The organism is Streptomyces sp. G45 (assembly GCF_049542095.1).
Lineage (GTDB): Bacteria > Actinomycetota > Actinomycetes > Streptomycetales > Streptomycetaceae > Streptomyces.
Genome location: NZ_JBMUZU010000001.1, coordinates 2,632,997 through 2,645,000, shown reverse-complemented (window position 1 = coordinate 2,645,000; position 12,004 = coordinate 2,632,997). Strand labels below are relative to the sequence as shown.

Here is a 12,004-nt window from a genome sequence, read left to right as displayed (position 1 = left end):
GCTCCATGGTCGAGAGGGAAACAGCCCAGAGCATCGACTAAGGCCCCTAAGCGTACGCTAAGTGGGAAAGGATGTGGAGTCGCAGAGACAACCAGGAGGTTGGCTTAGAAGCAGCCACCCTTGAAAGAGTGCGTAATAGCTCACTGGTCTAGTGATTCCGCGCCGACAATGTAGCGGGGCTCAAGCGTACCGCCGAAGTCGTGTCATTGCAGTATATACCTCTAACGGGGACTGTGATGGGTAGGGGAGCGTCGTGTGCCGGGTGAAGCTGCGCCGGAAGGCAGTGGTGGACGGTTCACGAGTGAGAATGCAGGCATGAGTAGCGATACATACGTGAGAAACGTGTGCGCCGATTGACTAAGGGTTCCTGGGTCAAGCTGATCTGCCCAGGGTAAGTCGGGACCTAAGGCGAGGCCGACAGGCGTAGTCGATGGATAACCGGTTGATATTCCGGTACCCGCTATGGAGCGCCAAACATCGAATCCAGTGATGCTAAGGCCGTGAAGCCGCCGGGTGATCCTTCGGGTGATCTCGGAGTGGTGGAGCCGCTGATCCAAGCTGGTAGTAGGTGAGTGATGGGGTGACGCAGGAAGGTAGTCCAGCCCGGGCGGTGGTTGTCCCGGGGTAAGGGTGTAGCCCGCGCGGTAGGTAAATCCGTCGCGCATGGAGGGTGAGACCTGATGCCGAGCCGATTGTGGTGAAGTGGATGATCCTATGCTGTCGAGAAAAGCCTCTAGCGAGTTTCATGGCGGCCCGTACCCTAAACCGACTCAGGTGGTCAGGTAGAGAATACCGAGGCGTTCGGGTGAACTATGGTTAAGGAACTCGGCAAAATGCCCCCGTAACTTCGGGAGAAGGGGGGCCACACCCGGTGATGGAGTTTACCTCTGGAGCTGGGGGTGGCCGCAGAGACCAGCGAGAAGCGACTGTTTACTAAAAACACAGGTCCGTGCGAAGCCGTAAGGCGATGTATACGGACTGACGCCTGCCCGGTGCTGGAACGTTAAGGGGACCGGTTAGCTCCATTTCGGTGGGGCGAAGCTGAGAACTTAAGCGCCAGTAAACGGCGGTGGTAACTATAACCATCCTAAGGTAGCGAAATTCCTTGTCGGGTAAGTTCCGACCTGCACGAATGGCGTAACGACTTCTCGACTGTCTCAACCATAGGCCCGGTGAAATTGCACTACGAGTAAAGATGCTCGTTTCGCGCAGCAGGACGGAAAGACCCCGGGACCTTTACTACAGTTTGATATTGGTGTTCGGTTCGGCTTGTGTAGGATAGGTGGGAGACTGTGAAGCATGCACGCCAGTGTGTGTGGAGTCGTCGTTGAAATACCACTCTGGTCGTGCTGGATGTCTAACCTGGGTCCGTGATCCGGATCAGGGACAGTGTCTGATGGGTAGTTTAACTGGGGCGGTTGCCTCCCAAAGGGTAACGGAGGCGCCCAAAGGTTCCCTCAGCCTGGTTGGTAATCAGGTGTTGAGTGTAAGTGCACAAGGGAGCTTGACTGTGAGACTGACGGGTCGAGCAGGGACGAAAGTCGGGACTAGTGATCCGGCGGTGGCTTGTGGAAGCGCCGTCGCTCAACGGATAAAAGGTACCCCGGGGATAACAGGCTGATCTTCCCCAAGAGTCCATATCGACGGGATGGTTTGGCACCTCGATGTCGGCTCGTCGCATCCTGGGGCTGGAGTCGGTCCCAAGGGTTGGGCTGTTCGCCCATTAAAGCGGTACGCGAGCTGGGTTTAGAACGTCGTGAGACAGTTCGGTCCCTATCCGCTGTGCGCGTAGGAGTCTTGAGAAGGGCTGTCCCTAGTACGAGAGGACCGGGACGGACGAACCTCTGGTGTGCCAGTTGTTCTGCCAAGGGCATGGCTGGTTGGCTACGTTCGGGAGGGATAACCGCTGAAAGCATCTAAGCGGGAAGCCTGCTTCGAGATGAGGGCTCCCACCCACTTGATGGGGTAAGGCTCCCAGTAGACGACTGGGTTGATAGGCCAGATATGGAAGCCTCGTGAGGGGTGGAGTTGACTGGTACTAATAGGCCGAGGGCTTGTCCTCAGTTGCTCGCGTTCACTGTGTTGGTTCTGAAACCACGAACAACTCCACACACACGTGTGGTGCGGTTGATGTGTTTCGTAGTGTTTCGGTGGTCATAGCGTGAGGGAAACGCCCGGTTACATTCCGAACCCGGAAGCTAAGCCTTACAGCGCCGATGGTACTGCAGGGGGGACCCTGTGGGAGAGTAGGACGCCGCCGAACTAAATGTAGAGAGCTGGTCCCCGAACTTCGGTTCGGGGACCAGCTCTTTTTGTTGTGCGTCACTCCGTGTTCACATTGCGCGACCAACATCCGCAGCATGGGGACACTAGCCATGCTGCGAGCCGCAGGTGTCGGGAGTGGGGACGAGGTCATCGTGCCCGCCTACGGAAACGGGGAAGTCGCTGAGGCCGTCGTGCTCGCGGGCGCCATGCCCGTGTTCGCCGACATCGACCCCGAGACGTACTGCCTCAGCCCCGAGGCCGTCGACGCCGTCGCCACCACGCGGACCGCCGCCGTCATCGCCGTACACCGCTTCGGGAACCAGGCCGACATCGCCGGGCTCCAGGCGGTGAGGAGCGGGCTCGTGGTGCTGGAACAAGACGAGCCGGAGGCGCCGGGGGACGGGCTGGTGCGGCGGCGGGCGCACGCCCTCTATCTGAGCGCGCGTCTCACCGGCGTGGCGACGCCCGCCGAGAACCCCGCCCACCGCTACCAGCGGTACGTGGTGCGCGTGCCCGGCAACGGGCGGCCGGACCGGGACGCGTTCGCACGAGCCCTGCGGGCCAAGGGAGTTGAGTGCCGGGTGCCCGTGAAGACGCCCCTGCACCGCACGCCCAAGTTCTGGCGGGACACAGAACTGCCCGAGACCGAGCGTGCCGCTGACGAAACGTTGGCGCTCCCCGTCGACGCCTGGCTGACACGGCGTGAACTGCAGCGGATCGTCTCGGCGTGCAACGCGCTCGGCGGGCTTCTCACCGCGGCGTTCTGAGACCGATCCCCGACCGTCGGCGGAGCGGTTCGAGACCGCTCCATCGTCAGGTATGATCTATTCCGTTGCCGCGCGGGAGACCGCGAAAGGCGCAACTGGCCCCTATAGCTCAGTCGGTAGAGCGTCTCCATGGTAAGGAGAAGGTCAGCGGTTCGATTCCGCTTGGGGGCTCTGACAGAGAAGGCCACCGCCCGTTGGGGCGGTGGCCTTCCTCGTTTCGGGGGCGGGGCCTGGGCCTTCAGGCCGTGCGCTCCGGGACGCGCATCGCCAGGATCGCCATGTCGTCCGACGGGGCGTCCGACGCGAAGCGCTCCACGGCGCGCATGATGCGGGCCGCCACCGCGCCCGCCGTCAGGCCCGTACACGTCGTCAGGACGTCCGCGAGGCCGTCGTCGCCCAGCATGCGGGTGCCCTCCCGGCGCTCCGTGACGCCGTCCGTCACGCAGAGCAGGACGTCGCCCGGGTCCAGGGTCATCGTCTGCTCGTACAGCTCCAGGTCCTCCATGACGCCGAGGAGCGGCTGCGGCTCCGCGTACGGCTCGACCGTGCCGTCCTGGCGCAGGCGGAGCGGCAGCGGGTGGCCCGCGCAGACGACCTTGAGGACGGCGGAACCGTCCTCCTGCGGCCGCAGCTCGCCGTACAGAAGGGTGAGGAAGCGGCTGCGGGCGCCCTCGTCGAGGATCGCGGCGTTCAGGCGCTCCAGGACCGCGGGGCCGCCGAAGCCCTCGCGGGCGAGCAGGCGCAGGGCGTGCCGGGCCAGGCCCGTCACCGCGGCGGCCTCCGGGCCCGTGCCGCAGACGTCGCCGATCGCGAAGCCGTACGCGCCGTCGCGGATCGGGAACAGGTCGTAGAAGTCACCGCCGACCTCGTTGCCCTCGCCCGCCGCCCGGTAGATGACGTCGACCTCGACGCCCGGGATCTGGGGCAGGCCCGGCGGCAGCAGGCTGCGCTGGAGGGACTGGCTGATGGCCGTGCGCTCCGAGTACAGCCGGGCGTTGTCCAGGGCCAGGGCGGCCCGGCGGGACAGGTCCTCGGCCAGCTCCAGGATCTCCTGGCGGAAGTGCTCGTCGGCGGGCTTGCCGAGCGTGAGCATGCCGATGACGCGGTTGCGGGCCACCAGGGGAAGGACCACGGTCTCGCCGCCCACCGCGGACGCCGTCGACAGGGTCGTGCCGATGCCCGAGGCGACCGACATCGGCTCGCCCAGGCCCAGATTGCGCATCGACGTACGCAGGGCCGCCTGGTGCGCGGCGTCGGACGGGGCCGTCCAGACGCGGGCGCCCGGGGTGGGGACCGGGTCAGGGGGAGCGATCTTCGACAGGAGGGCCTTGAGGCCGTCGATGCGGTCCTCGTCCTCGTGCAGCACGTACGAGAGGTACGGCTCCGAGGCCTGGTCGGCGATGGTGTAGACGGCGCACCAGGTGGCGAGCGTGGGGACCGTCATCTGCGCCATGAGGGCGAGGGTCTGGTCCCGGTCCAGGGTGCCCGCCAGCAGGTCGGAGGCCTCGACGAGGAAGGACAGCGAGCCGCGGCGCAGGCGCTCCATCTCGCCGAGGCGCGCGTGCTCCACGGCCAGGGCGATGCGGTCGGCGGCGAACTGCAGGCGCAGGGCCTCCTCGTTCGAGTACCGCCCGGGGGCCTCCGCGGCGACACCCAGGGCGCCGGTGAGGCGGCCCTCCACCTTGAGCGGGACCGTCACTACGGAGCGCATGCCCGTGCCTTCGAGGAGCGGGGCCGCGCCCGGCAGCTGCGTGAGGTCCTCGTGGACGGCGGGCATGCGGGCCGAGCCGTAGCGGCCGGGGCCCGCTTCGACCTGGACACGGGCGAAGCGCTGGCGTGCGGAGGGCAGGCCGGTGGAGGCGCGGACCTGGAGCTCCGTCTCGTCGTCCGTGGCCAGCAGCAGATAGGCGGCGTCGCCGTCGAGCATGTCGCGGGCGCGCTCGACCGTGCGCTGGAGCAGGCCGTCCAGGTCGTCCGGCGGCGGGGAGCCGATGAAGACCTCGAAGGGGTCGGCGGTGTGCGGCTCGCTGAGCGTGCCGGACTCGGGGGCCGGGCCGCGCAGCGGGGTCTGGAGGACGGCGCGCTCGTCGTCCCGTACCAGCAGGCAGACCGTGGAGGGCTCGCCGTCGGCGTCGCGGACGCGCAGGTGCGAGGCGTAGACGGGGGTGACGCGGCCGCTGGCGTCGCGGATGCCGTAGCTGCCCTCCCAGCGGGACAGCTGCAGGGCGTCGGCGATGCCGGTGCTGGTGCCGGGGGTGTGCGGCCAGGCCGCGAAGTCCGTGAGGGGCTTGCCGGTGACCTGCTCGGCGACGTACCCGAACATCACCTCGGCGTCCTCGTTCCAGGCCGTGATCGCGCCCGTGCGGTCGATCTGCACGACGGCGACGCGGACCCGGCCGTCGGCGATGGGCAGCAGGTCCGCGGGCAGCGAGGGACCGGCGGCGCGGGTGCCCACGGGGCGGTCGGGCAGGTCGAGTTGGAACCAGACCTGCTTGTGCGTCGAGGTGTACTCGACCCCCCAGCGGCTGGCGAGGGCCGCGCAGAGCTGGAGGCCGCGGCCGCCCTCGCGGTCGGGGCTGCCCATGGTCGCGGGGGAGTTCTGGAGGGGGATCTCGCGCTCGGGGTAGTGGTCGGAGACCTCGATGCGGACGGAGTCGTCGGTGCGCAGGCACTGGACGTCGGCGGCGGTGCCCGCGTGCACGACGGCGTTCGTGACCAGCTCGCTGGTCAGGACGACGGCGTCGTCGACAATGTCCGAAAACCCCCACCCCTGGAGGGTGTCCCGGACGAACGAACGGGCTGTCGCCACGGAACGCCCGACGGGTTCGAAGGTCGCAGCCGCGCGTGCGGTGATCACAGAACTCCTCGTCCGTTGTCCCCCGGGAATCTCCAGTCCCATGGTGCGGCCGCCCCTCCGATGCCCGCTGCTATGTGTGCCACCGCCCTGGCCGGGCAGGACCGGGGTGGTTGGACAGCCGGATGCCAGGTTACTTACCTTCGCCGTCCATGCTGATGCCGGTCGCCAAGGTTTCCGCCCGGAGGGTGTGCGGACGGTGTGCGAAGCTGCCGAACTGTTATGGCCTGGTTCGGCCATGGTGAAACACTGGGCAGGTTCCAGATGGAGCCCCAGCAGTACGGTCGACCCTTGCGGGAGGGACACAGTGGAGTCTGGCGCTGCGACGCGGGCCGCTAAGACGCGCGCGAAAGACGAACGGTCCCCGAGCAGTCAGCGCAAGCCGCGGAACGGGACGACGGTCACGGTGGACGCCGCGGCCCTGCACAGGCTGCTGTCCGCCCTGGTGACGATGCGGGACGGGAACTTCCGCAAGCGCCTCACGGTCACGGGCGACGACGTGATGGCGGAGATCGCCGCCGTCTTCAACGAGGTCGCGGACCGCAATCTGCACCTGACCGGGGAGCTGGCGCGGGTCCGGCGCACGGTGGGGCGTGAGGGAAAGCTCACAGAGCGGCTCCAGGCCGGGGCCATGGAGGGGTCGTGGGCCGCGGCGGTGGACGCCGCGAACGACCTCGTCGACGATCTCGTACGGCCCGTCTCCGAGGTCGGCCGGGTGCTCTCCGCGGTCGCCGACGGCGATCTGGAGCAGCGCATGGAGCTGCGCGCGCAGGGGGCGGACGGCAGCGGCCATCCGCTGCGCGGCGAGTTCCTGAAGGTCGGGCGGACCGTCAACAACCTGGTCGACCAGCTCTCGACGTTCACCGACGAGGTCACGCGCGTGGCCAGCGAGGTGGGGACGGAGGGCAAGCTGGGCGGGCAGGCCCGGGTGCGCGGGATGTCGGGTTCGTGGAAGGACCTCACGGACTCCGTCAACACGATGGCGTACCGCCTGACCGCGCAGGTGCGGGACATCGCGCTGGTGACGACGGCGGTCGCGAAGGGCGACCTGTCGCGGAAGGTCACGGTGCACGTGGCCGGGGAGATGCTGGAGCTGAAGAACACCGTCAACACGATGGTGGACCAGCTGTCCTCGTTCTCCTCCGAGGTGACGCGCGTCGCGCGCGAGGTCGGCACGGAGGGCGAGCTGGGCGGGCAGGCCCGGGTGCCGGGCGTCGCGGGCGTGTGGAAGGACCTCACCGACTCGGTGAACCTGATGGCCGGGAACCTGACCGCGCAGGTGCGCGGCATCGCCCAGGTCACCACGGCCGTCGCCAACGGCGACCTGTCGCAGAAGGTGCGGGTGAGCGCGCGCGGCGAGATCGCCCAGCTCGCCGGGACCATCAACCAGATGACGGAGACGCTGCGGACGTTCGCCGACGAGGTGACGCGCGTCGCCAACGAGGTCGGCGCCGAGGGGCAGCTCGGCGGGCAGGCCAACGTGCCGGGCGCGGCCGGGACGTGGAAGGACCTCACGGACTCCGTCAACACGGTCTTCCGGAACCTGACGACGCAGGTGCGGGACATCGCGACGGTGACGACTGCGGTGGCCAACGGCGACCTGTCGCAGAAGGTCACCGTGGACGTCGCGGGCGAGATGCTGGAGCTGAAGAACACCGTCAACACGATGGTGGACCAGCTCTCGTCGTTCGGTGACGAGGTGACGCGGGTGGCCCGCGAGGTGGGGGCCGAGGGGCAGCTCGGCGGGCAGGCGCAGGTGCCGGGCGCGGCGGGCACCTGGAAGGACCTCACCGACTCGGTGAACACGGCCTTCCGCAACCTCACCGGCCAGGTCCGCAACATCGCCCAGGTGACGACGGCGGTGGCCAACGGCGACCTCTCGCAGAAGGTCACCGTCGACGTCTCCGGAGAGATGCTCCAGCTCAAGAACACCGTGAACACCATGGTGGACCAGCTCTCCTCCATGGCCGACCAGGTCACGCGGATGGCGCGGGACGTGGGCACGGAGGGGCGCCTGGGCGGCCAGGCGCGCGTGGACGGCGTGAGCGGTACGTGGAAGGAGCTGACGGACTCCGTCAACTTCATGGCGGGCAACCTGACGTCGCAGGTGCGTCAGATCGCCCAGGTGACCACGGCGGTGGCCCGCGGTGACCTCTCCCAGAAGATCGACGTGGACGCCCGCGGCGAGATCCTGGAGCTGAAGAACACCATCAACACCATGGTCGACCAGCTCTCGGCCTTCGCCGACCAGGTGACGCGCGTCGCCCGCGAGGTCGGCACCGAGGGCAGGCTCGGCGGTCAGGCGCAGGTGCCCGGGGTGGCCGGGGTGTGGCGCGACCTGACGGACTCCGTGAACGGCATGGCGGGGAACCTGACCACGCAGGTCCGCAACATCGCGCAGGTCGCGACGGCGGTGGCGCGCGGCGACCTGTCGCAGAAGATCGACGTGGACGCGCGCGGCGAGATCCTGGAGCTGAAGAACACCCTCAACACGATGGTGGACCAGCTCTCGGCGTTCGCCGAGCAGGTGACCCGGGTGGCCCGCGAGGTCGGCACCGACGGCATCCTGGGCGGCCAGGCCGAGGTGCAGGGCGTGTCGGGCACCTGGAAGGACCTGACGCAGTCGGTGAACGGCATGGCGAACAACCTGACCCTCCAGGTGCGCAACATCGCCGAGGTCACCACGGCCGTCGCCCGCGGCGACCTGTCCAAGAAGATCACCGTCGACGCCAAGGGCGAGATCCTCGAACTGGTCACCACGGTGAACACGATGGTCGACCAGCTGTCGTCGTTCGCCGAGCAGGTCACGCGGGTGGCCCGCGAGGTGGGTACGGAGGGCAAGCTGGGCGGTCAGGCCCGCGTCCCCGGCGTCACGGGCATCTGGAAGGACCTCAGCGACAACGTCAACCTGATGGCCAACAACCTGACCATGCAGGTGCGGAACATCTCGCAGGTCGCCGCGGCCGTGGCCAACGGCGACCTGACGAAGACGGTGACGATCGAGGCGCGCGGCGAGGTCGCGCAGCTCGCGGACACCTTCAACACCATGGTGAAGACGCTGAGTTCGTTCGCCGACCAGGTCACCAAGGTGGCCCGCGAGGTGGGCACGGACGGCATCCTCGGCGGCCAGGCCCGCGTCCCCGGAGTGTCGGGCACGTGGAAGGACCTCACCGAGTCCGTGAACGGGATGGCGTCCAATCTGACCGGTCAGGTCCGCAACATCGCGATGGTCACCACGGCGATCGCCAAGGGCGACCTCACCAAGAAGATCGACATCGACGCCCGGGGCGAGATCCTGGAGCTGAAGACGACGATCAACACGATGGTGGACCAGCTGTCGTCGTTCGCCGAGGAGGTCACCCGCGTCGCCCGCGAGGTGGGCACGGAGGGCCAGCTCGGCGGTCAGGCGCGGGTGCGGGACATCGACGGCACCTGGCGGGACCTGACGGAGTCCGTGAACGAGATGGCCGGGAACCTGACCCGGCAGGTGCGCGCGATCGCCGCCGTGGCCACCGCGGTGACCCGCGGCGACCTCAACCTGAAGATCGACGTGGACGCGGCGGGCGAGATCCAGGTCCTCCAGGACAACATCAACACGATGATCGCGAACCTGCGCGACACCACCCTCGCCAACAAGGAGCAGGACTGGCTCAAGGGCAACCTGGCCCGGATCTCCGGCATGATGCAGGGCCGCCGCGACCTGGAGGCCGTCGCCTCGCTGATCATGAGCGAGCTGACGCCGGTCGTCTCGGCCCAGCACGGCGCGTTCTTCCTCGCCGTGCCCACGGACGACGCGACCGACCTCTCGGGCGCGGACGACGCGTACGAACTGCGCATGCTCGGCAGCTACGGCTACTCGATGGGCTCGATGCCGACGTCGTTCCGGCCCGGGGAGACGCTCATCGGCACGGCCGCCAAGGAGCGGCGCACGATCCTCGTGGACAACGCGCCGTCCGGCTATCTGCGGATCGCCTCCGGGCTCGGCGAGGCGCCCCCGGCGCAGGTCATCGTGTTGCCGGTGCTCTTCGAGGACAACGTGCTCGGGGTGATCGAGCTGGCGTCGTTCCAGCCGTTCACACAGATCCAGAAGGACTTCCTGAGCCAGATCGCCGAGATGATCGCCACCAGCGTCAACACGATCAGCGTCAACTCCAAGACGGAGATGCTGCTCAAGCAGTCGCAGGAGCTGACCGAGCAACTGCGCGAGCGCTCCGCGGAGTTGGAGAACCGGCAGAAGGCGCTCCAGGAGTCCAACGCCGAGCTGGAGGAGAAGGCCGCGCTGCTCGCCCAGCAGAACCGCGACATCGAGGTGAAGAACACCGAGATCGAGGAGGCCCGGCAGGTCCTGGAGGAGCGCGCCGAGCAGCTCGCGGTGTCGATGCGCTACAAGTCCGAGTTCCTCGCCAACATGTCGCACGAGCTGCGTACGCCGCTGAACTCGCTGCTCATCCTGGCCAAGCTGCTCGCCGACAACGCCGACGCGAACCTCACCCCCAAGCAGGTGGAGTTCGCCGAGACGATCCACGGCGCGGGCTCGGACCTGCTCCAGCTCATCAACGATATCCTCGACCTGTCGAAGGTCGAGGCGGGCAAGATGGACGTCAGCCCGACGCGCATCGCGCTCGTCCAGCTCGTGGACTACGTGGAGGCCACCTTCCGTCCACTCACCGCCGAGAAGGGGCTGGACTTCTCCGTACGCGTTTCGCCGGAGCTGCCCGCGACGCTGCACACGGACGAGCAGCGGCTGCTCCAGGTGCTGCGCAACCTCCTCGCCAACGCGGTGAAGTTCACCGACAGCGGGGCGGTGGAGCTGGTCATCCGGCTCGCCAGCAACGACGTGCCCCACGCGATCCGGGAGCAGCTCCTGGAGGCCGGGTCGCTGCGCGAGGCGGACGCCGACCTGATCGCGTTCTCGGTGGCCGACACGGGCATCGGCATCGCGGCCAGCAAGATGCGGGTGATCTTCGAGGCGTTCAAGCAGGCCGACGGGACCACCAGCCGCAAGTACGGCGGCACCGGCCTCGGCCTGTCCATCAGCCGGGAGATCGCGCGGCTGCTCGGCGGTGAGATCCACGCGGCGAGCGAACCGGGCCGCGGCTCCACCTTCACGCTGTATTTGCCGCTTCAGCCCAGCGAACTCCCGCCGCAGGGCTACCCGCAGCTCCCGGCGCCGCCCGCGGCACCGGAGCTGTCCGGCCACCCGGCGCCCGAGGGCGGCGCGGAGGCCGGCACGGGGGCGCTGGGCGGCTCCGTGGGCCCCGCGGGCGGCGGGTCGGCCTCCGGGGGCGGCGCGCTGTTCCGGCGCCGTCGGCGCGGGGCGTCCGCGTCCGCCGCCGCGACGCCCGCTCCGGAGGCGGCCGACGCGCTGCCGGGGCAGCCCACGGCCGCGGGGGGCGCTTCGGAGCAGTGGCAGGACGGCGCGGGGCAGGAGGCGCCGCCCGCCCGCGCGAAGTTCCGGTTCGGCGGCGAGAAGGTGCTCATCGTCGACGACGACATCCGCAACGTGTTCGCGCTCACCAGCGTCCTGGAGCAGCACGGCCTGTCCGTGCTGTACGCGGAGAACGGCCGCGAGGGCATCGAGGTCCTGGAGCAGCACGACGACGTCACGGTCGTCCTGATGGACATCATGATGCCGGAGATGGACGGCTACGCCACGACGACGGCGATCCGCCGGATGCCGCAGTTCGCCGGTCTGCCGATCATCGCGCTCACCGCGAAGGCGATGAAGGGCGACCGGGAGAAGGCCATCGACTCCGGAGCGTCGGACTACGTGACGAAGCCGGTCGATCCCGATCACCTGCTGTCGGTGATGGACCAGTGGATGCGCGCGCGGTGACGCGCCGCCGCGTCGGCCGCCGGGCCGCTCCCTAGTGGCGGGACGCGCGTCCCGCCACTACGCGGAGTTGCTGACGGAGTGTGGCCGACGCCGTGTAGAACCGCGGTAATCGGGGAACCTTCTGGTCCGCCACTGCGTTTCTGCTACGTGCACAGTGACATCGCGGTGACAGGGTGTGGCGACAGGCGGGGTGCGGCTACCATGACCGGCACAACGACGGACGGCGCAAGGGAGTCGTCCCCTGGGGCGGCGCCCGGTGTACCGCCGGGGCGAGGAGGGCGG

General features: G+C 68.3%; 3 protein-coding genes, 1 tRNA gene and 2 rRNA genes (1 of these 6 only partly in view). 5 read left to right on the top strand and 1 reads right to left on the bottom strand.

Features of this window, described 5'->3' with window-relative positions:
- The 4 genes from ACOBQU_RS10430 to ACOBQU_RS10415 all read left to right on the top strand — a co-directional run.
- Positions 1–2,062 (top strand): 23S ribosomal RNA (locus tag ACOBQU_RS10430) (it extends 1,064 nt beyond the left edge of the window).
- A gap of 84 nt (positions 2,063–2,146) precedes the next feature.
- Positions 2,147–2,263, top strand: a 5S ribosomal RNA gene (gene rrf, locus ACOBQU_RS10425).
- Between the two features lie 112 nt (positions 2,264–2,375).
- Positions 2,376–3,032, top strand: a complete 657-nt coding sequence (locus ACOBQU_RS10420; RefSeq protein ID WP_423634393.1) for a DegT/DnrJ/EryC1/StrS family aminotransferase — start codon at positions 2,376–2,378, stop codon at positions 3,030–3,032.
- 98 nt (positions 3,033–3,130) lie between these two features.
- Positions 3,131–3,203 (top strand) — tRNA-Thr (locus tag ACOBQU_RS10415).
- Positions 3,204–3,270: 67 nt separating this feature from the next.
- Here the strand turns inward: ACOBQU_RS10415 and ACOBQU_RS10410 are convergent.
- A complete protein-coding gene (locus ACOBQU_RS10410) occupies positions 3,271–5,931 on the bottom strand; it encodes a SpoIIE family protein phosphatase (protein ID WP_423626023.1) in 2,661 nt (886 codons plus the stop codon).
- A 262-nt stretch (positions 5,932–6,193) separates the two neighbouring features.
- On the opposite strand from ACOBQU_RS10410, the gene ACOBQU_RS10405 reads away from it, so the two are divergent.
- Positions 6,194–11,722, top strand: a complete 5,529-nt coding sequence (locus ACOBQU_RS10405) for a HAMP domain-containing protein (protein WP_423626021.1) — start codon at positions 6,194–6,196, stop codon at positions 11,720–11,722.
- Positions 11,723–12,004 lie beyond the last annotated feature (282 nt).

What these genes read in the sequence shown, in the direction of transcription:
- ACOBQU_RS10410 (WP_423626023.1), bottom strand. Translation starts at nt 5,931, where the DNA reads ATGGGACTGGAGATTCCCGGGGGACAACGGACGAGGAGTTCTGTGATC.
- ACOBQU_RS10420 (WP_423634393.1), top strand. Translation starts at nt 2,376, where the DNA reads ATGCTGCGAGCCGCAGGTGTCGGGAGTGGGGACGAGGTCATCGTGCCC.